The 25,379-nt window shown below is 36.1% G+C and carries 22 protein-coding genes and 1 tRNA gene; 10 read left to right on the top strand and 13 right to left on the bottom strand.

The window, feature by feature from the left end; all coding sequences use genetic code 11:
- Positions 1-7: 7 nt before the first annotated feature.
- The 5 genes from PHO43_RS00540 to rpmH form a co-directional block, all read right to left on the bottom strand.
- A complete protein-coding gene (locus PHO43_RS00540; RefSeq protein WP_053826501.1) occupies positions 8-1,159 on the bottom strand; it encodes a 1-acyl-sn-glycerol-3-phosphate acyltransferase in 1,152 nt (383 codons plus the stop codon).
- A 13-nt stretch (positions 1,160-1,172) separates the two neighbouring features.
- Positions 1,173-2,168 carry a D-alanine--D-alanine ligase gene (locus PHO43_RS00535; protein ID WP_288010965.1) on the bottom strand — a complete coding sequence of 332 codons (996 nt, stop codon included), beginning with the start codon at positions 2,166-2,168 and terminating at the stop codon, positions 1,173-1,175.
- A gap of 58 nt (positions 2,169-2,226) precedes the next feature.
- Positions 2,227-3,312 (bottom strand): RluA family pseudouridine synthase, encoded by a 1,086-nt coding sequence (locus tag PHO43_RS00530; RefSeq protein ID WP_082057345.1) that lies wholly within the window; start codon positions 3,310-3,312, stop codon positions 2,227-2,229.
- Between the two features lie 11 nt (positions 3,313-3,323).
- Complete coding sequence (locus tag PHO43_RS00525) at positions 3,324-3,989, bottom strand: PASTA domain-containing protein (RefSeq protein WP_045089350.1); 666 nt, start codon at positions 3,987-3,989, stop codon at positions 3,324-3,326.
- A gap of 188 nt (positions 3,990-4,177) precedes the next feature.
- Positions 4,178-4,324 (bottom strand): 50S ribosomal protein L34, encoded by a 147-nt coding sequence (gene rpmH / locus PHO43_RS00520; protein WP_045089351.1) that lies wholly within the window; start codon positions 4,322-4,324, stop codon positions 4,178-4,180.
- 456 nt (positions 4,325-4,780) lie between these two features.
- On the opposite strand from rpmH, the gene PHO43_RS00515 reads away from it, so the two are divergent.
- The 8 genes from PHO43_RS00515 (at position 4,781) to PHO43_RS00480 (ending at position 11,671) form a co-directional block, all read left to right on the top strand.
- Positions 4,781-4,852: transfer RNA gene (locus PHO43_RS00515), tRNA-Glu, on the top strand.
- Between the two features lie 28 nt (positions 4,853-4,880).
- Entirely contained in the window at positions 4,881-5,135 is a 255-nt protein-coding gene (gene rpsT, locus PHO43_RS00510; RefSeq protein ID WP_045089352.1) for a 30S ribosomal protein S20, read from the top strand.
- A gap of 113 nt (positions 5,136-5,248) precedes the next feature.
- Positions 5,249-5,554 (top strand): Dabb family protein, encoded by a 306-nt coding sequence (locus PHO43_RS00505; protein WP_045089353.1) that lies wholly within the window; start codon positions 5,249-5,251, stop codon positions 5,552-5,554.
- Positions 5,555-5,753: 199 nt separating this feature from the next.
- Entirely contained in the window at positions 5,754-7,712 is a 1,959-nt protein-coding gene (gene gyrB, locus PHO43_RS00500) for a DNA topoisomerase (ATP-hydrolyzing) subunit B (RefSeq protein WP_045089354.1), read from the top strand.
- Between the two features lie 18 nt (positions 7,713-7,730).
- Positions 7,731-8,657 (top strand): S66 peptidase family protein, encoded by a 927-nt coding sequence (locus tag PHO43_RS00495; protein ID WP_288010962.1) that lies wholly within the window; start codon positions 7,731-7,733, stop codon positions 8,655-8,657.
- Positions 8,658-8,704: 47 nt separating this feature from the next.
- A complete protein-coding gene (locus tag PHO43_RS00490; protein WP_045089356.1) occupies positions 8,705-10,222 on the top strand; it encodes a potassium/proton antiporter in 1,518 nt (505 codons plus the stop codon).
- Between the two features lie 4 nt (positions 10,223-10,226).
- Positions 10,227-11,240, top strand: coding sequence for a M28 family peptidase (locus PHO43_RS00485; RefSeq protein ID WP_045090841.1), 1,014 nt, complete (start codon positions 10,227-10,229; stop codon positions 11,238-11,240).
- Complete coding sequence (locus tag PHO43_RS00480) at positions 11,240-11,671, top strand: SufE family protein (RefSeq protein WP_045089357.1); 432 nt, start codon at positions 11,240-11,242, stop codon at positions 11,669-11,671. The genes PHO43_RS00485 and PHO43_RS00480 overlap by 1 nt, the downstream gene beginning before the upstream one ends.
- A gap of 70 nt (positions 11,672-11,741) precedes the next feature.
- On the opposite strand, the gene PHO43_RS00475 is transcribed toward PHO43_RS00480, so the two are convergent.
- The 7 genes from PHO43_RS00475 to PHO43_RS00445 all read right to left on the bottom strand — a co-directional run bounded on the left by PHO43_RS00475 (position 11,742) and on the right by PHO43_RS00445 (position 20,666).
- Positions 11,742-12,524 carry a pyrroline-5-carboxylate reductase family protein gene (locus tag PHO43_RS00475; protein WP_045089358.1) on the bottom strand — a complete coding sequence of 261 codons (783 nt, stop codon included), beginning with the start codon at positions 12,522-12,524 and terminating at the stop codon, positions 11,742-11,744.
- Complete coding sequence (gene proB / locus PHO43_RS00470; protein ID WP_045089359.1) at positions 12,521-13,297, bottom strand: glutamate 5-kinase; 777 nt, start codon at positions 13,295-13,297, stop codon at positions 12,521-12,523. The genes PHO43_RS00475 and proB overlap by 4 nt, the downstream gene beginning before the upstream one ends.
- A 4-nt stretch (positions 13,298-13,301) precedes the next feature.
- On the bottom strand, positions 13,302-14,489 hold the full coding sequence (locus PHO43_RS00465; protein ID WP_053826496.1) for a glutamate-5-semialdehyde dehydrogenase: 1,188 nt from the start codon (positions 14,487-14,489) through the stop codon (positions 13,302-13,304).
- 288 nt (positions 14,490-14,777) lie between these two features.
- Complete coding sequence (locus PHO43_RS00460) at positions 14,778-16,811, bottom strand: TonB-dependent receptor (protein WP_288010960.1); 2,034 nt, start codon at positions 16,809-16,811, stop codon at positions 14,778-14,780.
- 30 nt (positions 16,812-16,841) lie between these two features.
- Complete coding sequence (locus PHO43_RS00455) at positions 16,842-17,192, bottom strand: DUF488 domain-containing protein (protein ID WP_197272020.1); 351 nt, start codon at positions 17,190-17,192, stop codon at positions 16,842-16,844.
- 7 nt (positions 17,193-17,199) lie between these two features.
- A complete protein-coding gene (locus PHO43_RS00450; RefSeq protein WP_045089362.1) occupies positions 17,200-18,525 on the bottom strand; it encodes a dicarboxylate/amino acid:cation symporter in 1,326 nt (441 codons plus the stop codon).
- Positions 18,526-18,527: 2 nt separating this feature from the next.
- Entirely contained in the window at positions 18,528-20,666 is a 2,139-nt protein-coding gene (locus PHO43_RS00445) for a S9 family peptidase (RefSeq protein ID WP_288008695.1), read from the bottom strand.
- A 107-nt stretch (positions 20,667-20,773) separates the two neighbouring features.
- Between PHO43_RS00445 and PHO43_RS00440 the strand changes: the two genes are divergently transcribed.
- Positions 20,774-21,664 (top strand): cation diffusion facilitator family transporter, encoded by an 891-nt coding sequence (locus tag PHO43_RS00440; protein WP_053826494.1) that lies wholly within the window; start codon positions 20,774-20,776, stop codon positions 21,662-21,664.
- Between the two features lie 2 nt (positions 21,665-21,666).
- On the opposite strand, the gene speA is transcribed toward PHO43_RS00440, so the two are convergent.
- Positions 21,667-23,565 (bottom strand): biosynthetic arginine decarboxylase, encoded by a 1,899-nt coding sequence (gene speA / locus PHO43_RS00435; protein ID WP_053826493.1) that lies wholly within the window; start codon positions 23,563-23,565, stop codon positions 21,667-21,669.
- A 393-nt stretch (positions 23,566-23,958) separates the two neighbouring features.
- Between speA and PHO43_RS00430 the strand changes: the two genes are divergently transcribed.
- Positions 23,959-25,218 carry a serpin family protein gene (locus PHO43_RS00430; RefSeq protein WP_288010958.1) on the top strand — a complete coding sequence of 420 codons (1,260 nt, stop codon included), beginning with the start codon at positions 23,959-23,961 and terminating at the stop codon, positions 25,216-25,218.
- Positions 25,219-25,379 lie beyond the last annotated feature (161 nt).

Here is a 25,379-nt window from a genome sequence, read left to right as displayed (position 1 = left end):
AAAGATATTATTTTATGTTTAAGTTATTTTTTACTGTATTTCCATACATCTCGATAATCTTTCTGCGAAGAAAATCCAAGTCTTTATTTGGTATGTCGATCTTTTCAACCTGCGAATTAATATAACTGATGAAGTTTTGTTTCTCCTCTTTATTGTATTCAGAAGAAAACTTTTCAGTACCGGTCATCAAATCATATGCTATATAGTTTATAGGATAAAATGTGTAGTTTCTGAATATTTCTCTGTCTATTATCTCTGCAACTTTATCAAGCATCTCATTTCTTCCGGTGTCTGATGGGATTTCACTTAAAAAAGAATTAATACATTTACCTAGCCGGAAATGCACCCTGCCTTTATATCCTGTTATACCGGTATACATATTCTCAATGTCATCGGCCTGACTTTTTTTATACTCTGCGTTATCTCGCTTAAGCTGATACTCCTTTGCTTTTAGAAAATCGCAAGGGTCATATTCATATGAAATTGAGAGAGGTATAATATTAAGTTCTTTTATAGTATTCAACGGATCTGAGCTGTCATGTAGTGTTAGCATCTTCAACAGACTTGTTTGTGTTCTGTCGTCAGAATCCTTAGCGCGTCCCTCTCTTTGAGCCAACCAGATTGATTGTTTCCTGTTTCTTATTGTGTCGTGGATATAATCTGACAGATGTTTTGAAACTATAAGCATCTGTCTCACAGAAACTCCTCTCTTTACAATGAAACTTTTATTTAAGCGAACCAGTTTCTCAATCCATGGATAGATAAGCAGGTTGTCGCCAATCGCTATTTCGGTAGTCTCTTTATTCTGATCAAAAAGGAGAATATTGAAGAATGCGGCATCCAGTACTATATCACGATGGTTTGAAATGAAAAGATTACTTTCGTTTTCATTTATATTTTCCCATCCATATCCGTTCATCTCCTTTGTGGTCTTCTCGATAAACCGATTCATTGTAGGATAAATGACCCTTTTCTGGAAGTCAAATTTTGTTTTGCAACTTGATAGCAGAGAAGCGAATTGCTCCCATGTATATGGTTTTACTATCTGCTCTGCAGCCTTTTTGAATCTTTCATCAACTAAAAGCTGAGCTATTGCTTCTGCCACTTCGTTATCATTCAGAGGCCTAATATCATCAAACTGATTATCTGAAATGTTCATAATGCTGATTTTTTTAGTGTGATGGAGTGCTGTTTATTTTATTGATTTCTGTTTCAATAATTTCTGTCATTACATTCTTCATCTCTAAGCCTGCAGCTTTAACCTGTTGGGGTATAAAACTTGTAGTTGTCATTCCCGGGGTGGTATTTACCTCCAGTAAAACCGGTGATTCTTCTCTGATTATATAGTCAGCTCTTATAATTCCTTTAGCTCCGATTAACTTATAAATCTGCTTTGTCAGTGACTGTATCTTATGAGTTAGTTCTTCTGATATGCGGGCGGGTGTAATCTCTTCCACCTCTCCCAGATATTTTGCGCTATAGTCAAAAAACTCATTTTGGGTGACCACTTCTGTTAATGGCAATACGGTTAAACCTTTTTCTGTTTCGAAGCATCCACAGGTAACTTCTACGCCTTTCACAAAACTCTCAATAATCACTTCAGGAGCCTCTATGAATGATTCATTGATCGCCTCCATCATTTTAGCTGCATCCTTTACTTTATTGGTTGCAAAGCTTGATCCACCCACGTTAGGTTTAACGAAAACAGGTAGTCCCAATTGAGCTTCAATCGCCTCAATATCAATATTGTCACCTTTTCGTAATAATATAGAGTCGGCCACCTTGATGCCAAAATTCTTGAGGAAGTTGTTTGATGTATATTTGTTGAAAGTAATTGCAGATGCAAGTACACCACAGTTGGAGTAGGGTATACCAAGCATGTCGAAATAGCCTTGCAGCAGTCCATCTTCTCCGGGGGTGCCGTGAATTGTGTTGTATACGAAATCGAAAACTATCTTTTCTTCGTTTGCAACAAAACTAAAATCGTTCTTGTCAACTGGGATAAAATCATTATTATACTCTACCATCCAGCTTTCACGGTCGATTCTTACCTTGTAGATATTATATCTGTCCTTATCAATGAAAGAGCTGATTCCTTCAGCACTCTTCTCTGAGACAACCTTTTCACTTGAATATCCACCCCAGACAACAGCAATATTTTTATTCATATACTTTTATAAATTGAGCTAATAGGATACCTTGTCTAATTTTTTTCAAGTCTCTGTTTTAACCTTCGAAATCTCTTGAAGATGTATAAATCCTCCACTTTTCAATCACTGCTTGCATATCGTCGGGCAGTTCACTCTTAAAATTTAATTCCTCACGTGTAGAGGGGTGTATAAATCCAAGAGTTTGTGCATGCAAACATTGTCTTGGACAAATTTCGAAGCAATTATATATAAATTGTTTGTATTTTGCAAAGCGTGTGCCACGAAGTATTTCGTTTCCACCATATCTTTCGTCATTAAACAGTGTGTGTCCCAGGTGTTTCATGTGAACACGTATCTGGTGGGTGCGACCAGTGTCTAGTTTACACTCTACTAAAGTTACATAGCCAAATCGCTCAAGTACACGATAATGTGTTATGGCTGTTTTGCCTTGATCTCCATCAGGAAATACTTTCATGAGCATACGGTCTTTGGGGTCGCGACCAATATTTCCCTCTATTGTACCACTGTCTTCGGCTATATTTCCCCAGACAAGTGCAGTATAGAGTCGCTTTGTCTCTTTCCGGAAGAATTGTCTCGATAAGTCAGTTTTTGCATCTGGAGTTTTGGCTATTAGCAGTAAGCCCGATGTATCTTTGTCAATTCTGTGTACTAATCCCAGCCTGGGATCATCAACATCTTTGATGTTTTTATATCCAAGATGATATGCCAGTGCATTAACTAGTGTGCCTGTGTAATTTCCGTGACCTGGATGTACAACCAATCCTGGTGGTTTATTAACCACTATCAGATAGTCATCTTCATATACTATATTAAGAGGAATATTTTCAGGTATGATCTCCAGTTCACGTTTGGGAAAGTCAAGAACAAGAGTAATTACATCCAGTGGTTTTACTTTATAGTTAGATTTTACAGGAATGCCGTTTACGAGAATTGAATTGGCTTCGGCAGCCTGTTGTATGCGATTTCTAGATGCACCTTCTATGCGAACAGATAAAAATTTATCTACTCTGAGCAGTCCTTGCCCTTTGTCGGCAACGAATCTATAATGTTCATATTTTTGATTTTGTTCGACGGAGTCTTCAATAATTTCATCTTCATCCTCCGCCAAAAAATCGATGCTGTTATAATCGTTTTCTGTCACAAAGTACCGTATTAGAAAAATGAATCGTCGAATATACCTTCACCTGAGGATTGATTTCCTGTGTCAATATCTGATATTCCTGGAGCAATAATTATCTCATCGTTTACACCTAATGAGTCAGCAAGAGTGCTACTGCTTACAACCAGATTTAAAGGCGATCCTGCTGGGATTTTCTCATCAGGTAATAGTGCCCGGCCTCGATATTCAACTGCCATAACCAGTCCTGAATATTCCGATGGCACTTCTTGTATTGAAATCTGAGTGAAACCTAAAGAGTTGAGTAGAGCAACAGCCTGACGGGTAGAGTAGTCCACCAGCCCCGGTACCGCTATTTGCTGAGGATTCTTTGAGTATACTGTAACATATATAGAACGACCCTCTTTTACCTTATTGTCTGCTTTTGGAGTTTGATCCAATATGGCTCCGGGAACCGCATCACGGTTGTAAACGGAATCTACAATCTCGGCATGAAGGCCTTTTGCTTTTAGAATAATGTTTGCCTCTTCTATCTGTAAACCCTCTAATCGGGGCACTACAACATTATGTCCATGTCTGGTGTAGAAATTAAGTAATAATAATGCGATCACAACTAGAATTATTCCGGTTATGATCATAACTAATATATTTTTTAAAATATTATTACCGAAAATTGGTCTGTCAGCATTTTTTTTGCTCATAACTACAGCGTTAGTATTTGCGTAAACGATTTGCTTTACAAAAGTACTAAAAAAATGATAGCAGAGGAAGAACATACAAAAAAACAGAAATGCGGATATACCGAATTCCTGTTTCTTCCGCAAATCTGTTAAGATATATTGCGGGTATAGTTCTTTCTCCGACTCCGACTGTTACAGTTACGGAATAATTAATATTCGTCGGATACAGTTAATCTTGCTCTACCTTTTGCACGACGTGAGGCAAGTACTTTTCTACCGTTCTTTGTAGCCATTCTGGTGCGGAAACCATGTTTATTTTTTCTCTTTCTGTTTGACGGCTGGAATGTTCTTTTCATTTGACTATATTATTATTTACTTTTCAAATTCTATTGATCCGTTTAATTCAAATCCATTACGGGGTGCAAAAATAGATAAAATATTTAAAAGTACCAATTTTATTAAACGGAAAAAGTATTGTAATTGATATCCCGAATTAATATATAATATTACATTGCTATTATCTTCTTCTTACATTCTTCTTATATTCTTCTTATATTCTTCTTTTATGACTAAGTATTGTAAGGGAAATAAAATAATATTCAAAGAGGTTTGTGAAAACTATTTATCTGCACTATATTTGCGATTACACATTAATATATTGCATAGGCACTTCAAAAGTTGTTTTTTTTAATTTGATTCGAAAAAAATAAAGAAAAATTGCAGGAAAGTTTTGCAGTTTAAAAAAAACGCTCTATATTTGCACCCGCAATTTGAGCCTCGGCTATCAGATTAAAAAGGTTAACGCCTACAATGGCCCATTCGTCTATCGGTTAGGACGCAAGATTTTCATTCTTGAAAGAGGAGTTCGATTCTCCTATGGGCTACTAATAAAAAAGAAATAAAGTCAACGAAATGGCAAATCATAAATCATCAGAAAAAAGAATCAGACAAGCAAAAGCTTTGCGACTAAGAAACAGATATGTTTCACGCACAACTAGAAATAAAGTTCGTAAATTCCGTTCTACTGATTCTAAAGAGGAAGCACAAAAGATGTATCCTGAGGTTTGTTCAATGTTAGACAAGCTGGCTAAGAAAAATGTTATACATCAGAATAAAGCAAACAATCTGAAGTCTAAATTAGCTGCTCATATGAATCAGTTGAGTTAATTAAGACTTAAATGTCAAACTACATATACAGAAAGCCGATCATTTTGTTCGGCTTTTTTGTTTTTTATGAATAAGATGTATTATAATTAATCATTTAAAAAGATATATAAGAAATGGTTAGACATATAGTTTTATTTAAACTTGCTGATGAGGCCGAAGGTAGGTCGAAAGCAGAGAATGCTCTTATAATAAAAGAGAGACTTGAGGAGTTGAAAAACACTATCCCTGTAATAAGAAAGATCGAAGTGAAGATAAATCTTTCAGAAGCGTCTGCAGATAATCATGATGTAATTCTGGAGAGTGAATTTGATACCCTGGAGGATGTAAGAACTTATGCTGTTCACCCGGAGCATATAAAGGTGGGTGAATTCATTGCAAAGGTTAGAACATCAAGAGCTGCAATTGATTACGAGTTCTGACATTGATTGTTTAAAGTACATGTAAGAGTGGGCTATTTGCTCGCTCTTTTTTTGTAAACTGACTATGTAAATCGGCCGTAAAAAAGCAAAAAAGGGTTGGTGAAGAGGCGATTTTTTCGTATATTTGCTCTGTTTAAATTGCAATTATTACTTGATTGTAATAGCCTAATTTTAAGAAAGATTTAATTAATCATATAACATGTCAGAAGAAGAAAGAAAATCAGCAAGCGTTGACTATTCCGCTCAAAATATTCAGGTTCTTGAAGGTCTTGAGGCAGTACGTAAACGCCCTGCAATGTATATAGGAGATGTAAGTGAAAAAGGTTTGCATCATTTGGTAAACGAGGTTGTAGATAACTCTATTGATGAGGCGCTTGCAGGATATTGTGATGAGATTGATGTAGTAATCAACGAAGATAATTCAATTACAGTTATAGATAATGGTCGCGGTATTCCTGTAGATTACCACGAGAAAGAGAAGAAGTCTGCACTTGAAGTGGTACTGACTGTTCTTCATGCAGGTGGTAAATTTGATAAGGGAACTTATAAAGTTTCAGGAGGACTTCATGGTGTTGGTGTATCTTGTGTTAATGCTTTATCGGTTTATCTAAAAGCAGAAATTCACAGAAATGGCAAGATTTATGTTCAGGAGTACTCAAAAGGTAAACCTTTTGCAGACGTGAAAATTATTGGAGAGACCAATAAGACTGGTACAATTATCACTTTTAAACCGGATGATTCTATTTTTACAGTACTTGAATACAGATATGATATTCTAGCTACAAGATTGCGTGAACTAGCATATCTGAACTCGGGTATCACTATGACACTGACAGATAAAAGAGTGCAGGGTGAGGACGGCAAATATAAAAGTGAACGTTTTTATTCAGAAACTGGACTTGAAGAGTTTGTACGATATATCGATAAAAATAAAGATTCAATTATCCAGGATCCTATTCATATTGTTACTGAGAAGAATGGTATACCCATAGAAATAGCATTATCGTATAATGATACTTATAACGAGAATATTTTCTCTTATGTAAATAATATAAATACTATTGAGGGAGGTACTCATCTTACTGGTTTCAGACGTGGGCTTTCTCGTACTTTAAAGAAGTATGCCGAAGATTCGAAAATGCTTGATAAGGTGAAGGTAGAAATTAGTGGTGATGACTTTAGAGAGGGTATCACTGCTGTTTTGTCTGTTAAGGTTGCTGAACCTCAGTTTGAGGGACAGACTAAAACCAAGCTGGGTAACTCTGAAGTAATGGGAGCAGTGGATCAGGCTACGGGAGAGGCTTTGAAATACTATCTAGAAGAGCACCCTAAAGAGGCAAAGGTGATTGTGGAAAAGGTTATTCTTGCCGCAACAGCTCGCCAGGCAGCCCGAAAAGCAAGGGAGATGGTGCAGCGCAAATCGCCTCTGTCTGGTGGAGGCTTACCGGGGAAACTTGCAGATTGTACTAGTAAAGATCCAAAGCTTAGTGAGATTTTCCTTGTGGAGGGAGATTCTGCGGGAGGTACTGCAAAACAGGGACGCGACCGTATGTTTCAGGCTATTTTACCTCTCCGTGGTAAGATTCTTAATGTTGAAAAAGCAATGCCTCATAAAGTTCTTGAGAGTGAGGAAATTAAAAATATATATACTGCTCTTGGGGTTTCTATAGGTACTGAAGAAGATTCAAAAGAACTAAATATTGAGAAACTTAGATATCATAAGATAGTATTAATGACTGACGCTGATGTAGATGGTAGTCATATTGATACTCTTATTCTTACTTTCTTCTTCCGTTATATGCGTCCATTAATTGAGAAAGGTTATGTGTATATTGCAACTCCACCTCTTTACCTATGTAAAAAAGGGAAAATAGAGGAGTATTGTTATAATGAGCGTCAGAGACAGGATTTTATTAATAAATATGGTGACGGTAACGAGAATGCAATCACAACACAAAGATATAAAGGTCTTGGTGAAATGAACGCTGAACAATTGTGGTCTACAACCATGGATCCTGAAAGACGTACTCTTAAACAGGTTACAATTGAGAATGCTGCTGATGCAGATATTATCTTTACAATGCTGATGGGTGAGGAGGTAGGACCAAGAAGAGAGTTTATTGAAGAAAATGCACGACTTGCAAATATTGATGCTTAGTCATTAACTATTGAAATTATGCTTCGACCAGCTCCACTAAAGCTAAATGACAAGGTTGTTATCATTTCTCCATCAGGGAAAATTGATGAATCCTTCGCGAAGGATGCTGCATCAATAATGGATAGCTGGGGTGTAAAAACCGAGATTGGCAGATATGCTCTTAGTGAAAATGGCAGGTTTAGTGGTTCGGTCGAAGAACGTCTTTATGATCTTCAAAGTGCTTTAGATAATCCTTTAATCAAACTGATTCTTTGTTCCAGAGGAGGATATGGAGTTATTCACCTTTTAGATAAATTGGATTTTTCTTCAATTAGAAAACATCCTAAGTGGGTAATTGGTTATAGTGATATAACAGCACTGCATTCTGCTCTTCAAAAAAATGGTATCATTTCAATACATGGCCCTATGGCTAAACATTTTTCAGAAGAAGGCGAAGAGGATTTATCTGTCAGATATACTAAAAGTATACTTTTTGGTCAACCGGTCGCATATGAAATCCCTACTGAGGGATACGATATCATAAACAGAAAAGGTAGGGCTATGGGTAAACTTTTTGGCGGTAATCTATCTGTATTTTGTGGTTTGCTGGGCTCGAAATATATAAGGATACCTCATAGAGGTATTCTTTTTATTGAAGATATTGGTGAAGTTCCTTACAGAGTGGACAGAATGATTTACCAATTGAAAATCTCTGGTATGTTTTCAAAGATTAGTGGATTAATTGTTGGTAAGTTCACGGATTATGAGGAGGATGATTTAATGTATGCTTCACTTTATGAATCTATAAGAAATGTTGTTGAAGACTATGAGTTTCCTGTATGTTTTAATTTTCCAGTAGGGCATGTTAAACATAATTTGCCGTTATTGATGGGAGAAAAAGCAGAACTGATAGTTGGAGATGATAAGATATTGTTTAAACAAAATAAAGGTCAGTCTTTTGATTGATATTTTAATTTTACTCATATAATAACTGTCACAAATAATAGTGAAAAATGCAGATAAGTACTGAATTAATGTTGCTTGTAGGGTCCGTGCTTTTTTTTATAAGTATGCTGGTTGGAAAAGCGGGATCTAAATACGGAGTGCCTGTCCTTTTACTATTCCTTATAGTTGGTATGGTCTTTGGTTCAGACGGTTTCGGCCTGCAGTTCGAAAATGTTCAGGTAGCACAAACTATCAGTTCGATTTGTCTTTGTATTATTCTTTTTTCGGGTGGACTTGATACCAAATTTCAGGAAATTAGACCAATTATAGGGCCAGGAGTTGTACTTGCAACTATTGGCGTTCTATTAACAGCATTGCTTACAGGTGTATTTATATACATGTTATCTGGTTTAATGTTTCCTGCACTGGGTGTTAGCCTGGTGACTGCTTTTCTCCTTGCATCTATATTTTCATCCACTGATTCTGCTTCTGTATTTGGCATATTAAGATCTAAAGGTTTGGTTCTGAAGAATAACCTTAGACCGTTGCTTGAGCTGGAGAGTGGTAGTAACGACCCAATGGCTTTTATGCTTACACTCATGTTTATGCAGATTATACAGTCTGGAGATAATCCAAATTATTTAGTGGTTATACTCATGGTAATTGTACAACTGGCTGTTGGGTTTGTTCTTGGGTATCTTTTTGGCAAGGGGGCAGTTAGAATTATTAATCGTATCCGAATGGAGAATGTGGCTCTTTATCCGATACTACTCTTAACACTGGGAATATTTATATATGCTGCTACATATTATCTGCAAGGTAACGGTTACCTTGCAGTATATATTGCCGGACTAGTTATTGGTAATTCGAAGTTCACTCATAAACGTACTTCAATGAAATTCATGGATGGATTTGCCTGGATGAGTCAGATTCTATTGTTCTTAACTTTAGGATTACTGGTGAATCCGAGTGAATTGATTAACGTGGCTGTTCCTGCTCTGATTGTTTCAGCTTTCCTGATTTTATTTGGTCGTCCGATTGTAGTTTTTCTGACTCTATTACCATTCAGAAAGATTGGTGTTAAAGACAAATTTTATGTCTCATGGGTAGGTTTAAGGGGGGCTGTACCAATAATTTTTGCTATTCTTCCTCTGGCAGCTGGTGATATACCTCACGCAAGATGGATATTTAATATGGTTTTTGTGATAACCATTGTGTCATTGCTTATTCAAGGAACTTCATTGCCGGCAGTAGCAAGATGGTTGGGATTGTCGGAAAAACCTCCTAAATATAAGCAATTTGAGGATTTTGATGTAGAGTTTGCAGAAGAAATTAAATCTGCAATGACTGAGATACATATCTCTGAAGAGACTCTTAATTATGGCAAGAATCTTATTGAACTTCCATTACCAGATAAAACGCTAGTGGTAATGGTTAAAAGAGGGGAACAGTATTTTGTTCCAACAGGGCAGACAGAGTTACTTGCCGGAGACAAACTCCTTGTTATTTCTGATGACGAGGATGCTCTGAAGGAGACTTATAATAATATTGGAATATCAGACTATTCCTATCAAAGAAATATTTAATAAAATGAGACATCTAAGGATATTTTCTCTTGTGCTGTTATTATTTTTGGGATTAATGTTTACAATTTCATGTAATTCATGTCAGTCTCGAAAAAAAATAGTGATGTCAGAACCATACACTCAGGTTTCTCCACAATTCAATGCAGACTCAGCATATGTTTTTATCGAAAAGCAGGTGGCATTCGGATCTCGTGTACCGGGAACTAAAGCCCATGAACTGTGTGGAGATTATCTTGTAACTAAATTACAAGAGTTTGGGGCAGAAGTGATTGAGCAGAACGCTGATGTTACTCACTACAATGGACAAAATTTCACTTTACGCAATATTATCGGAAGTTATTATCCTGAAGAGGAGAAAAGAATACTTTTATTTGCTCATTGGGATTCACGACCTTTTGCAGATGAAGAAAGTGATCCGGATAAAATTAATCAGCCTATTTTAGGTGCTGATGATGGTGCAAGTGGGGTAGGTGTGATTCTCGAAATTGCACGACAGCTTCAGCAGAATACTTTAAATAGTGGAATTGGTATTGATATTATATTCTTTGATTTGGAGGATTGGGGACAACCTTCGAATAGTTCAGAATGGGTGCAGGGTGATTGGTGGTGTATAGGGTCGAAATATTGGTCTGAACAGCCTCATATTGATAACTATAAAGCAAATTATGGAATTCTGCTGGATATGGTTGGAAGTGTAAATGCTACTTTTTTAAGAGAGGGTTATTCACTTCAGTATGCTTCAAATATTGTTGATAAAATATGGAGCACAGCAGCAAAACTTGGTTATACAAACTATTTTCTTTCACAGAGAGGAGGGTATATAACTGACGATCACCTGCCTGTGAATCAGCATCACAGAGCTCCAAGTGCAAATATTATAAATCTTAAGAGGGATACAAGAACTGGTTTTGTACCTCATTGGCATACTCTGAATGATGATATGCGTAATATAGATAAAAATACATTGAAAGCGGTTGGACAAACCGTTATGGAAGTGATTTATACAGAAAAGTTATAATGCAGACAATTAACGAAATACAACAAGAAATTATTGATGAGTTCAGTATCTATGATGATTGGATGGATAAATATGCATATATCATAGAACAAGGTAACGCGATGCATCCATTAGAAGAAAAATATAAGATTCCTGAAAATATAATTAAAGGCTGTCAAAGTAGGGTTTGGCTTCAGACAGATTACCGTAATGGGAGACTGTTTTTTGAAGCCGAAAGTGATGCAATTATAGTTAAAGGTTTGCTTGCTTTGGTGTTACGTATTTTCAATGGACGTACTCCTGATGAAATTATTGGTACTGATCTTCGCTTCATGAAAGAGATAGGATTGACTGAACATCTATCTCCTACTAGGTCTAATGGTCTATTGTCAGTTATAAAACAGATACGCTATTACGCAATTGCATATAAATCTAAAGAGGAGAAGAATTGATAATAGCTTTCATGTAGTATGGTTCATTTAATCTATTCTGTTTATAATTAATTAGAGCTGTATTGGATCTTTAGCCCCCGTTACTGCTTAACTCTTTCGATCTGTTTCTTGCTGCATCAAGAACTCCCTCGAAATGCTTTCCAATATCGTGGGATTGAAAATATTCCAAACCAGCTTGTGTAGTACCACCCTTACTTGTAATGTTTTTTATAAGGTCTTCTATGCTATAGTCCTTCTGATTCTGCATAAAGTAGAGGGTTGTTCCTCTTGTTAATTCAAGAAGTAATTCATCAAGAAGTGATCCGGGAAGATCAAACTCCTGTATTTTATTTTTAAAAGTTTTTATAAAAGCCAAAATAAATGCCGGGCCGCTTCCAAAAACAGAGGTGAACAGGTCAAATCCGTCTTCTTCAAGCTTAACTACTTTTCCAAGTTTTCCTAATAGATTAAATATTCTTTCTGATTTTTCACTATCAGGTTTGTTGGATCTGAACGCAGTAACAGATGCTTTAAATGCCATTGCCAGATTAGGCATTATACGAATAATAGTGGTTTTATTACCCAAGTACCTCTCAATATATGCTATACTCTTTCCGGCAACAGGAGAAATAATTGTTTTTTCTGAAAGATCACTTTTCTTTAATTGTTCTAATACACCCGCTAGATCTTGAGGTTTAACAGCAAGCCATATAACATCAGCGTATAATACAAGTGACTCCATATCTTGAAAATAATGCAAGTCAACATTTTTTCTATTTCTGGCATAATAAGCAAACTCGATACTTCTATCTTCTTTTAAACCTTGATAAACCGCATTGGCGAGATTACCATATCCTATAAACCCTTGTTTCATTTCTTAACTTTTTCTGTTTTGAATCTAGTAAAAGGAATTTCATTGTGAAGAGCTTTAATTATATAGTTAGCACGCTGACCATTTACAATCCACATTTCTACACTATTAGTCATACAGATTTCTGCAGCATGTATTTTTGAAGACATACCTCCTGTACCAAGTGTAGATTCTTTCTCTTCAATAAAATTCATAATAGATTCAAGATCCGTTACTTCTGCAATTAATTTAGCATCTGAATGAAGATGGGGATTTTGATTAAATATCCCATCAATATCTGAAACTAATACAAGTAGATTTGCATCAATTATTGTTGCTACCAATGCAGAGAGCTTGTCGTTATCACCAAGCATTATTTCTTCTATAGAAACGGTATCATTCTCATTTACAATTGGTATATAATCTACTTGCCATAGTCTGTTTATTGTATTCCTGGTATTTTCAATTGCAACAGGGTTTTCAAAATCACGGTAGGTAAGTAAAATCTGGGCAATATTTAATCCAAAAGTACGAAAAATGCCGTCATATAGCTCCATTAGTTTAGTCTGTCCAATTGCAGCCATAGCCTGTTTGGAATCCACTCTCTTCTGATAACCGCTAATTTCTACGAATTGACGTGCAGTGGCAATTGCACCCGAAGATACAATTACAATTTCGTAATCTTTTTTTAGTTCTACGATTTGTCTGGCTAGACTCTCAATTACTGCAAATGATATTCTATTAGTTCCGGCAGTTAATGTGGAAGTACCTATTTTAATTATAAGTTTTTTTTTCATGAAATTATTCTCTTATATGACCTTCACCATATACAAACCATTTATTAGTAACAAGTTCCTGAGATCCAAGTGGTCCCCTAAAGTGAAGTTTTTGAGTACTAATTGCAATTTCAGCTCCTACACCAAACTGACCTCCATCTGTAAAACGTGAAGATGCATTGTGATAAACTGCTGCACAATCAACCTCTTGCATGAACTTATAAGCATTTTCCTGGTTATTCGTTGCAATTACAGCAGTATGTCCTCCTGAATATTGGTTAATCATTTCAATTGCCTCTTTAAGATCATCCACTAGTGATACATATAGTTTAGGTGCAAGATACTCTTCACAGAGAGTTGCAACATCATTCTCCTCTTTTATCTCATTACATATTTTTGTAATCTCACTGTTTCCCCATACGTCTATACCATTTTCCTTAAGATTTTTTACCAAGAATTTGATTCTCTCCTGAATATTGTTCATGCTTCTGTGTATAAGTACCTTATCTATCGCATTACATACACTGATACGTTTCTTTCCATTGATAACGAGTTGTGTAGCCATCTCAAAATCAACATTGTCATCTATAAAAAGGAAATTATTTCCTCTGCCGCTTACTATGACAGGTACTGATGAATTGTTCAATACAAATTGAATCAATCGTTCTCCTCCACGGGGAATTATCAGATCCACTTTTCTTGTATTCTCTTTGATCAACTTCTGAGTTTCTGAATGAGAGAGGTTCAAATATTCAACATAGTTTTTATCCACATTATTATCAGAGAGAGCTTTTTGCCACAATTCAGTCAGAAGAGTATTTGTATTTAATGACTCTTTTCCACCCTTCAGCAAAATTTTATTTCCTGCTTTAAATGCCGTTGCCGCAGCTTCAATAGTAACATCTGGTCTAGACTCATATATTATTAGTATTGTGCCAAATGGAACTGTTTTATTAACAATATGCAAGCCATCTTTACGAGTGAAGTTATACAACTCTTTCCCTTCAGGATCATCCTGTGCAGCAACTTCTTCAAGAGACTTAATCATATCTCCAATCTTTTTCTTATCCACTTTCAGACGATCTTTCATTGATTCATCCATTTCCGGGAAAGTTTCAATATCTAAGTTGTTGGCATCAATTATTGCTTGTTCTTTTTCTTTTATCAGTTCGGACAATTTTGACAATACACTATTCTTTATAATTATATCCATAATTTCTAAAAAAAATATTCAGGCATACACATTAATTAATATAATATGAATAAAACAATTGTAAAGTCATATAATATTATAAAGTATACACATCACTTCAGAAGTTAATTTAATATACTGGAGCTATATGTATACAATTGAAACAAAAACAGTGTCAAAGATAGCAAATTATTCGTAATACGATATTTAATATTACTAATATTAGATTTGGCTCTTATTTTTGTTGCAATTTCAGTTTTAATTTTGAAATAAGATGAGAATACAAAGCCCCTATACTTTATATAACTGCTAAAGGAATAGTTTTATACCGCTATAAAAGTGCCTAGGTAATCCGGGATAATAGTACCTTGGTTCAGCATTTCCAAAAGCCACAGCATTCACAGTAAGCATTGGAGAATAGTGTGCATTAGTTATATTATTTATACCCGTGAAAAGTTCTATATTATAATTAGTTGATACAGAAAAGCTATATGAACTCCTTATATTCGCTATAAAATAGCCTTCATTAATTAAAGAGTTGGCATCATCCATATACTGCTCTCCAACATATTGAAGCTGTGTATCAATATTTAACCTTGTAAAAGGTTGCCAAAGAATATTTGCGTGAGCAATCTGTGCAGGAATTCCCGGGAGCTTATTTCCATCAAATTTTTGATCATTATCAGTAAAATCAACAAACTTATTAATCGACCATGTATAATTTGCATTAAGATTTAGTGTGCCAGGGAATGAAGATAGCCTGAGTATTTTCTGTTTTATTAAGAATTCAAAACCATTATGGCTTGTTTTTCCTGCATTAATTCCGGTGAATATATCTTCCGATAAACGTTTTGTAACAAGCAGATTATTCAGATTGATATAATAAACAGATGCTTCAATTGTAGTAGCTCTTCTAAATAGATTAAGTCTAAAACCCATTTCGTACTGAACTCCCTGTTCAGGTTTCAATTCCTTATTTATGTCACCCTCAGGAAGGAGTGTCTCTTCTGGAGAAGGCATAGAGAAACCATGTCCAACAGAGCCATAAAAAGCCAAAAGCTCAGATGGTGCATAATTAATACCTAATCTGGGAGAGAAAATAAGAGGGAAACTACGTTCTCCAGATTGATCGCCATTGCTAAGGAATTGATCGCGAAGTAAATAGTTAACCTTGTTTACAGCACCACCAAGAGAAATATTCCACTCGGATGCAGGACGCCAATAGATCATACTAAATAAATTATAATGATCTCTTGACTCTCTATTTTTATTTATCATTTCATTTTCCAGATCCATTTTCCACCTATATACATCTTTGACCCATTCAAATCCTATCATAGCATCCCATTGATTATTGTGATATGATAGCCTATTGCTTATTCCACCACCTGAAGTGCCATCATCAAGGTTGTTAAATGGTCGTCTCTCATAACTATCCGCCCATCTGCCAAATACATTCAATTTATTTGTCCATTTATCAGAAAACAGATTAGTTAAAGTAACCCCTGCTATAGCTCGCTGATACTTTTTATATCCCTCAATTGCACTCCAGTTAGCTGCTGCAGCTTTAGGATTGCTTTCATAAAGAGACTTACCTACAGAGCTCGGTATCTGAGCATTCAGATCAATCAGCATAAGAGTATACTCCAATGAATAATCTTTTTGTTCCCATTCACCTGAAGAAATAAAAGAGGTACGTCTATAGCGATTGTTTTCACGATACCCATCACTATTCACATGAGAAATAGTACCCCATAGATTTAAATTTTGATTGATATAATTGCCTGAAGCGGCAGCTTTTATAGTATTGAAACTCCCATACTGTATAAGCGCTGCAGCACCCTCCTTGGTTGATCTAGGAGTATACAGGATTATATTACCTCCAAGACCTGAGCCGTAAGTTGCAGAGGCAGGTCCTTTAATCACTTCCATCCTACCAATTCCCATTAGATCAATATCCTCAGGTGTAGAAATACCATCAGAAGATGTTATAGGTATATCATTCAAGTACGATTTAATACGATTTGTATTATATGGAGTTCTGCTACCAACACCTCTAATTATAACTCTACTGGTGGAATATGTACCACTATGCATATATATGCCAGGTATTGAATGTAAAGTATGAGCAAAATTATTACCATCAGTTATCTGTATCTCCTCACCTGTTAGAACTGATACAGATCCGGGGACATGAAGTTGTAACGTGCTTATCTGAAATGCGTTGACAATAATCTCATTCAGATAAATTGTTGAATCTAGGTCATTATCTATTTCCTGAGAAAAGGAATTTAATGTAAAGAGACTTGTTACTATAAGTAATACTTCTTTTAATATTTTCATTATCAAGTATTATAATGAATACTTACCCTGCTATACTTTATCACGCAAAACCTCAATTAATACCATAGCCTGATTCTTTTCCCTATCTTTTGCCGAGAAAAGCAGAGTTATTACTTTTTTCTCTTTCTCAAGCTTAAGTAGCTGATCAATAAGTTCTTTTTTGTTAACCAGTTCATCTTTATATCGCTGTTGAAATTCCATCCACTTATCAGGATCATGATGAAACCATTTTCTTAACTCTGTTGAGGGAGCAATTTCTTTCATCCATAGATCGACTTTAGCATCCTCTTTTGAAAACCCCCTCGGCCACAACCGATCGATAAGCACTCTGTAACCATCATCTTCAGTTACAGAATCATATATACGTTTAACCTGTATCATAATTAATCTATTCAGAAAGATAACTTTTATCAACCTCCAATCCTTTCTCAGGGTCGTGCATTTTTCCAATAGAATTTGCAACTAAAACTGAAACTAGAGTATCACCTGTAATATTAACTACAGTCCTGCACATATCAAGTGGACGATCCACAGCAAAAATTAAAGCCAACCCAATTGCCATTTTATCTGAGGGTATACCAATAGACTCAAGAACAATCACCAGCATAATCATGCCTGCACCAGGTACTGCAGCCGAGCCTATAGAAGCTAACAGAGCAGTGAGTACGATTGTAAGCTGATCCATAAAATCAAGCGGGATATGAAGAGCCTGGGCAATAAATACTGCTGCAACAGCCTGATAAAGACTAGTTCCATCCATATTTATTGTTGCCCCTACCGGTAACACAAAACTTGACACTTCATGATCAACCCCCAATTTGTTAGTCACTCTCTCAATTGTTACCGGAAGAGTAGCTGCACTTGAGCTTGTAGAAAATGCCAGCAATTGTGCCGGTGCAATTCCTTTAATAATCCATGAAGGTTTTCTCCCTGTGAACAGATAAAGAATGATTAGATAAATACTAATCATGATAAACAGACCAGCAATTACGGTTGTAGCGTAATTTAACAGTTTAAGCAGAATTTCCGAATCATCTGAACTTACAATAATCTGAGCCAGCAATGCAAATACAGCATATGGGGCTATCATCATGATGATATTAACCATTTTCAGTATCACATGATTCAACGAATCAAAAAGCTTAGACAGAGGTTTGGTCTTCTCTGAATCAACCAAAAGCATACTGATCCCAAATAGAATTGAGAAGAAAATCACCTGAAGCATGAGCTGATTATTGCTCATAGCACCAAAAATATTATCAGGAACAATATCCACTAAAAAGTCGAGCGGTTTACTCATTTCCTGAAACTCCGCCTGTTCAATATTAGAAGTGATAGTATTATCACCGGCATAAGTTACTGTTAGCTCCTCAATTGTTTCCGCAGAAAGCCCCGCTCCCGGTTTTACTATATTTACCAGAACAAGACCAGTAGTAATTGCTATACAGGTTGTTATTATATACAATACTATTGTTCGAATACCAATATTCTTAAACGTAGATATATCCTTCAGATCAGATACCCCTTTAACCAGCGAAACCAAGATCAGAGGAATTGCAATTAATCTCAGTAATCTTATAAATATTGTACCAAAAGGAGCAATCCAGTTTAGTATGAAATCATAACCCCAACTGAAAGAGCTCATAACAAAGCCGAATAAAATTCCGGCAACCATACCAATTAAGATCTTCCAGTGGAGTTCAAGTTTTTTCATATTTATTTATAAATTCCTACCCTGTTTAATATAAATGCAAAATCAAAAGCTGTTTCCTTGATACCTTCATAACGACCGGTTGCACCTCCATGTCCCGATTCCATATTCATTTTCAGAATGAGAATATTGTTATCCGTTTTAAGTGCTCTGAGTTTAGCTGTATACTTTGCCGGCTCATGAAAAAGAACCTGCGAATCGTTAATACCTCCAGTCACCAGTATATTAGGATAATCCTGTGCAGAAATATTATCATAAGGAGAGTAGGAGAGAATATAGTTATAATACTCCTCTTCATTTGGATTACCCCACTCTTCATATTCACCCGTTGTTAGAGGCAAAGTATCATCAAGCATGGTGTTTATAACATCCACAAACGGAACTTGCGCCACAATTGTTTGATAAAGATCAGGTCTCATATTACTTACTGCACCCATAAGCAAACCTCCAGCACTTCCACCCATAGCTGCAAGCTTATCAGATGAAGTATACCCATCATTAATCAGCTTCTCGCTGCATGCTATAAAATCAGTAAAAGTATTCTTTTTATTCAGCAGCTTACCATCTTCATACCACTGTTCACCCAGATCACTTCCACCACGTATCTGTGCAATAGCATAAACAAAACCTCGATCTATCAGGCTGTACATGCTTGCACTGAAATGTACGTCGGTACTGTAACCATAACTACCATATGAATAGATCAATGCAGGGTTGCTACCATCTTTTTTCAATCCATTCTTATATACTATTGCCATTGGAACCAGAACACCATCAGGAGCAGTTGCCCATAACCTTTCCACAGTATAATCATCAGGATTAAAACCCGATGGTACCTCTTGTTCTTTTAACTTGATTGATTCGCCAGTTAAAATATTATACTCATAAAGAGTAGTAGGTCTATTTAACGAAGTATAAGTATATCTAATTGTTGTTGCTTCATACTCGGGATTACCACCCATAGATGCTGAATAAACCGGTTCAGGGAAAACAATTTTTTTTGTGTCGCCTCCATTCAGAGACATAACAATAATCTCTGTAAGTCCTTCTCTGCGTAACTCTACAGAAATATAATCCTTAACTATATCAATACCCTCTAACCTGGCATCATCATCATGAGGTAAGAAAACTTTCCATGTCGATTTATCCTCATAACCAGTAAGAGGAACTTCATAAATCATAGAATTCAGATTCTCACGATCCTTATAACTTACAAAAAACTTCTCCTTATGCGGAAAAACAGAATACTCTACATCCTTTACACGTGGCATAAAAACTTTAAATTCATCCAGTGGTCTGTCAGCAGATATATACCTCTCCTCAGAAGTAGTTGAACTTGCACTTCCAATAAATATATACTCTTTAGTTTTAGTACCGGAAACATAAGTTCTGAATTTCGCATCTTTCTCTTCATAAATCAAAGTGCTCTGATGTTCGTTTAGCCCTCTTCTGTGAATCTGATAAGGACGTAAAGTCTGATCGATAACACCATAAAACAGAGTATTATTGTCATTAGCCCAAGTTACAGAGGTAGCACCAATTACAGTGAAACCTATCTCCTCATCAGTGTTTAAATCCTTAATCTTCATCACATACTCGGCATAAGAACCTGTCTCGTTGAACAGGTATGCTACTTTATTATTATCCGGACTAACAGAATAACCTGCAAAAATAAAAGCAGATTTCCCTTCTGCCATCTTATTCACATCAAAGATGACCTCTTCTTCTGCATCTAATGAACCCTTGCGGCGCAAATATGTTCGATATTGCTTGCCTTTTTCTGTGCGACTATAATACCAATACCCATTTATATATGAAGGATAACTCTCATCATCCTCCTTTATCCTTCCCAAAATCTCATCATAGATAGTCTGTTGCAGTTCTTTAGTAGAGGCCATAACACTTTCGGTATATTCATTTTCGGCATTCAGATACTCAATAACTTTCGGATTGTTTTTGTCTTTAAGCCAATAATAGTTGTCGATACGCTTTTGACCGAAATTTTCAAACGTATCGGGGACTACTTCTGCAACCGGTGGTGCAGGAAAATCAGATTGTTTTAATATTTTCACTTCTTCTTTATTAGTATTGCAGGCGGTGATCATAATCATGCCATATATAATTGTTAAATATAACTGTTTCATATTTTATAAATTAATTATTTAATAACAAATATACATAATAATGAGTTATATGACAGCACTGAACTTTCTTTTTCTCTCAATGTTATTATTGATAACAGATAGGTTTTATGGATGCACACAATCATATCCATGGCAATAATGATGTAAAAAATATCAAAACTGCCTTCTTCCTTAATTTCACTTTTACGATTATCGAATTAATTGGAGGAGTGTTGACAAATAGTATGGCAATACTATCCGATGCAGTACATGATTTGGGTGATAGTATAACTTTGGGACTCTCCTGGTACTTTCAGAAAATATCTAAAAAGCCACGAACACACGATTTTACATACGGTTATAAACGTTTCTCACTTTTAGGAGCATTAATTAACTCTGTAATTCTGTTCGTGGGGTGTATATTGATACTTGTTAAATCTATTCCCCGCCTCTTTAATCCTGAGCAACCTGATGCCGAAGGTATGCTCCTGCTCGCAGTTTTGGGCATCATAATTAATGGTATTGCATTAATCAGACTACGAAAAGGCAGTTCATTAAACGAGAGAGTAGTTTCACTTCATATGCTTGAAGATGTATTAGGCTGGGTAGCAGTACTTGTTGGTGCAGGAATAATGCTATTTATTGATGCACCAATAATCGATCCAATATTATCAATTGCGATAGCCCTGTTTATACTTTTAAACGTCTTCCGCAATTTACGAGAAAGCATGCATATCATATTACAAGGCAGTCCCTCTAAACTAGATATCGAAAATGTAGAAGATATGATGCTCAATATAGACGAAGTAAGTGCTGTACACGACCTGCATGCATGGTCGGTTGACGGTGAGTATAACGTACTCACCCTTCATGTAGTGCTCAAAAGGGAGTTGAGCATGACCGACCAGCATATGTTAAAAACCAGAATCAGAGACTCAATGTACAAAATAGGAGTCCAACACTGCACAATTGAGTTTGAGCTTAGTGATGAAGAGTGCACAATGGGAGTGTATGACTAATGTTACTCCAGATATGTATATCCGTACAGACCAGAACGGTAGTTGGATAAAAACTCTTTACCCTCTTCAACAGATATCTTACCCTGTTTCACAGAACTCATTACCCAAGTTTCAACAGTACGTACTAATTTCTTAGGACTATACTGTACATACTCAAGCACTTCTGCCACAGACTCACCATCAATTACCTGATCAATATGATAACCATTTTCACTTGTTGATACGTGAACCACATTAGTATCTCCAAATAGATTATGAAGGTCACCCAAGATCTCCTGATAAGCACCTACAAGGAAAACCCCCAAGTAATATGGCTCCGTTTTTTTAAGAGAATGAACCGGCAGGAAAGTAGATCGGTAACCATCCTGAGAAGCAAAATTAGATATATTACCATCAGAATCACATGTGATATCCTGCAAAGTAGCAGTTCTGTCAGGCTTCTCATCAAGTCGATGTATAGGAATTATTGGAAACACCTGGTCAATACCCCATGAGTCGGGCAACGACTGAAACAGAGAGAAGTTACAGAAATATTTATCTCCAAGCAGCTTTGATAACTGTCGCAGTTCCTGAGGAGCATGTTTTGCCCTGGAGCTGGTTAAATTTATTTCACGGGCAATAGAGTAGTACAACTGCTCCACCTGAGCTCTCGTTTTTATATCAAGCATACCCAAACTGAACAGGTCAAGCGATTCGTCCCTGATCTGCTGAGCATCGTGCCATGCTTCAAGCATTCGTGGTTGAGTAAGCGTATCCCAAATTTTATAAAGCTCCTTAACCAATTCATGGTCATCCTCCTGAATTTCCTTATCCTCAGGCCATTCAGGAAGAGTAGTCGTTTCCAGAACCTCAAAAATAAGAACCGAATGATGTGCAGTCAGCGCACGTCCCGATTCAGTTATAATATTAGGATGAGGAAGCTCGTTTTTATTTGCAGCATCCACAAAGGTAGAAACAGAGTCATTCACATACTCCTGAATAGAGTAGTTGATGCTGTTCTCCGTAAAAGAAGACCTTGTACCGTCGTAATCAACTCCAAGTCCCCCACCTATATCAACATATTCAATACCAAAGCCCATAGCGTGCAGCTGAACATAAAACTGTGCAGCCTCACGAAGAGCAGTTTTTATCCTGCGAATTTTAGTGATCTGGCTACCAATGTGGAAATGAATCAATCGGAAGCAGTCGCTCATATTATTCTTTTTCAGTACCTCAAGAGCCTCAAGAATTTCACTTGAATTAAGACCGAATTTACTGGCATCGCCACCCGAATCTTCCCACTTGCCACTACCTGAGCTTGAAAGCTTCACCCTGATACCAATATTTGGTTTCACTTTTAGTCGCTTAGCAATCTTGATAATCAGCTCCAGTTCATTTTGCTTTTCGATAACCAGGAACACCTGCTTGCCCATCTTTTGTGCAAGCAGAGCTAGTTCAATATAACTTTCATCCTTGTATCCGTTACATATTATAAGAGAGTTATTATCGGTATTAATAGCCAGAACCGCATGCAGTTCTGGTTTTGAGCCGGCTTCCAGACCAATATTGAATCGCTTGCCACTTGATACAATCTCTTCAACCACCTGGCGCATCTGATTTACCTTAATGGGGTAAATAATATGATTCTTTGCCTTATAATCATACTCTTTTGAAGCTTTTGCAAAGCCCTGCGATATTTTTTCTATACGATTATCAAGAATCTCCGGAAAACGAATTAATACTGGTGCAACTACATCTCTCAAATATAGCTCACGCATAAGATCATTAAGGTCAACACTAATCTCTTCCTGTTTGGTGGGTGTAACCTGAACATTTCCCTTATCATTAATGGAGAAATAACCGTTTCCCCAACCATTTATGTTGTAAAGTTCTTCTGAATCTTCAATGCGCCATTTTCTCATTACAGCAAAAATTAAAAAGGTGAATCTAAGTGTGGATTTTAGGTGCAAAAATAAGCAATTATTTTATCAAAATACTATGTTAACAGAAAACAACATCAAGTTTAGTTTTAATATTAATTTCAGACTAATTTCAGTGCCTGAAATGTAGAAGATAGATACCTCATTCTTAACTGTTTCTTACTATGTTCTTACCTTCTTCTTATATACCTTATATAAGAATGTAGATTGAATGAATTATGTATATACAAAAATCAGCTCAATCAGATATTATATTGCCATTTGTATTACATTGAATTGTTAAATATCATTTCCTATGCAACCTTCTTACCATATAAAGCATCATACTTATAATAGTACTAAAAGGAACTATTAATAAAAAAACTATATAATCAAATGAACTTAAAAATTACTACCCTTATTTTTGTTACCATTGCGGCAATCTTATCATCTGCATCATGTGAAAAAGGCAACAGTGATCTTGATAAAGAGCTGCCTGACCCAATTAAAATTGAGCTGCGAGGTTCTGAGGCAGAAATGGTGAAATCTGACCAGCAGTTTGCGATTGAGTTTTTTGCTAATGTTTTTAATGAGGAGGCAGCCGAGTTGGATAAAAACTTTATGATATCCCCTCTGAGTCTGAGTATGGCGCTGGCAATGACATGGAACGGTGCCGATGGAGAAACCAAAGCTGTAATGCAAAAGGTACTTAAACTTGACGGATATACAGATCAGGAAGTTAATGAATATTATGAGAAGCTCAGGGAGGCACTTCTGAAGACCGATCCCTCAACTAAGCTGGCAATTGCTAACTCTATATGGACTAATAAGAATATAAAAATTAAAGATGATTTTATAAGATTAAACAATGAATATTTTAATTCTACAGTTGAATCGGTAGATTTCTCTGATGCTAATTCTGTAAAGCTGATGAATAAATGGGCAGCCGACAACACGAATAACCTGATAACACACGTTCTGGATAAGACAAACCCAAATGCTTTGATGTATCTGATGAATGCTCTCTATTTTAAAGGTATATGGACATCGGAGTTTAATTCCCGGAATACATCAAGCAAACCTTTTTACAGTGAGGATGGCCAAACAAAGAACGTTGATATGATGCATCAGAAATCCAGCTTCAAATATAACGAAAACCAAACAATGCAGATTGTAGAGCTGCCATATGGAAATCAGGCATTCAGTATGATTGTGCTACTGCCAAAGGAGGGTAATAAGCTTGCAGATGTCACGCAAGAATTGCAGAACAGTAACTCCTGGGGCAATCTTGTTTCAGGGCTGCGCAGCACTCAGGTAGATCTCTACTTGCCTAAATTCAAGACAGAGTATAGCAGGGTGCTTAATGATGTTCTTGAAAAGATGGGTATGGGTATAGCCTTTGAGCCAGGGGCAGCAGATTTTTCAAGAATGACTGATGCTGATGCATTCATCTCTTTCGTAGAACAATTTACATATATAAATACTGATGAGGTTGGAACAGAAGCAGCTGCAGTAACGGTAGTAGGAATTGAACTTACCTCTTATCAGCCTGACAGAACAGCAACATTTAATGCAAACCGACCATTCATTTATATAATTAGGGAAAATTCCACGGGTTCTATTTTATTCATGGGTGCGGTGAAGTATATTGAATAAAAAAGAGACAAAATTTTACAAATACTATACCTGAATTATAAATCACTCAGCGAGTTAATGGTGCTGAGTGATTTTTTTCTTTATATTTATAGGTTGTTAACTTTAATCAACTTGTATATTTTATCTATCTATAAATCAGTATACTTTTCCTGTCTGGAAAA

Origin of the sequence: Lascolabacillus sp. (genome assembly GCF_028696275.1) — a bacterium.
GTDB classification, from domain to species: domain Bacteria; phylum Bacteroidota; class Bacteroidia; order Bacteroidales; family Dysgonomonadaceae; genus Proteiniphilum; species Proteiniphilum massiliensis.
Note: the sequence above shows the minus strand (reverse complement) of the source record. Positions and strands in the feature narration are given on the sequence as shown.

Excerpts from the sequence above, each read along its gene's own strand:
- PHO43_RS00540 (WP_053826501.1), bottom strand. The coding sequence starts at position 1,159 with ATGAACATTTCAGATAATCAGTTTGATGATATTAGGCCTCTGAATGAT.
- PHO43_RS00535 (WP_288010965.1), bottom strand. The coding sequence starts at position 2,168 with ATGAATAAAAATATTGCTGTTGTCTGGGGTGGATATTCAAGTGAAAAG.
- PHO43_RS00525 (WP_045089350.1), bottom strand. The coding sequence starts at position 3,989 with ATGAGCAAAAAAAATGCTGACAGACCAATTTTCGGTAATAATATTTTA.
- rpmH (WP_045089351.1), bottom strand. The coding sequence starts at position 4,324 with ATGAAAAGAACATTCCAGCCGTCAAACAGAAAGAGAAAAAATAAACAT.
- rpsT (WP_045089352.1), top strand. The coding sequence starts at position 4,881 with ATGGCAAATCATAAATCATCAGAAAAAAGAATCAGACAAGCAAAAGCT.
- PHO43_RS00505 (WP_045089353.1), top strand. The coding sequence starts at position 5,249 with ATGGTTAGACATATAGTTTTATTTAAACTTGCTGATGAGGCCGAAGGT.
- gyrB (WP_045089354.1), top strand. The coding sequence starts at position 5,754 with ATGTCAGAAGAAGAAAGAAAATCAGCAAGCGTTGACTATTCCGCTCAA.
- PHO43_RS00495 (WP_288010962.1), top strand. The coding sequence starts at position 7,731 with ATGCTTCGACCAGCTCCACTAAAGCTAAATGACAAGGTTGTTATCATT.
- PHO43_RS00490 (WP_045089356.1), top strand. The coding sequence starts at position 8,705 with ATGCAGATAAGTACTGAATTAATGTTGCTTGTAGGGTCCGTGCTTTTT.
- PHO43_RS00485 (WP_045090841.1), top strand. The coding sequence starts at position 10,227 with ATGAGACATCTAAGGATATTTTCTCTTGTGCTGTTATTATTTTTGGGA.
- PHO43_RS00480 (WP_045089357.1), top strand. The coding sequence starts at position 11,240 with ATGCAGACAATTAACGAAATACAACAAGAAATTATTGATGAGTTCAGT.
- PHO43_RS00475 (WP_045089358.1), bottom strand. The coding sequence starts at position 12,524 with ATGAAACAAGGGTTTATAGGATATGGTAATCTCGCCAATGCGGTTTAT.
- proB (WP_045089359.1), bottom strand. The coding sequence starts at position 13,297 with ATGAAAAAAAAACTTATAATTAAAATAGGTACTTCCACATTAACTGCC.
- PHO43_RS00465 (WP_053826496.1), bottom strand. The coding sequence starts at position 14,489 with ATGGATATAATTATAAAGAATAGTGTATTGTCAAAATTGTCCGAACTG.
- PHO43_RS00460 (WP_288010960.1), bottom strand. The coding sequence starts at position 16,811 with ATGAAAATATTAAAAGAAGTATTACTTATAGTAACAAGTCTCTTTACA.
- PHO43_RS00455 (WP_197272020.1), bottom strand. The coding sequence starts at position 17,192 with ATGATACAGGTTAAACGTATATATGATTCTGTAACTGAAGATGATGGT.
- PHO43_RS00450 (WP_045089362.1), bottom strand. The coding sequence starts at position 18,525 with ATGAAAAAACTTGAACTCCACTGGAAGATCTTAATTGGTATGGTTGCC.
- PHO43_RS00445 (WP_288008695.1), bottom strand. The coding sequence starts at position 20,666 with ATGAAACAGTTATATTTAACAATTATATATGGCATGATTATGATCACC.
- PHO43_RS00440 (WP_053826494.1), top strand. The coding sequence starts at position 20,774 with ATGGATGCACACAATCATATCCATGGCAATAATGATGTAAAAAATATC.
- speA (WP_053826493.1), bottom strand. The coding sequence starts at position 23,565 with ATGAGAAAATGGCGCATTGAAGATTCAGAAGAACTTTACAACATAAAT.
- PHO43_RS00430 (WP_288010958.1), top strand. The coding sequence starts at position 23,959 with ATGAACTTAAAAATTACTACCCTTATTTTTGTTACCATTGCGGCAATC.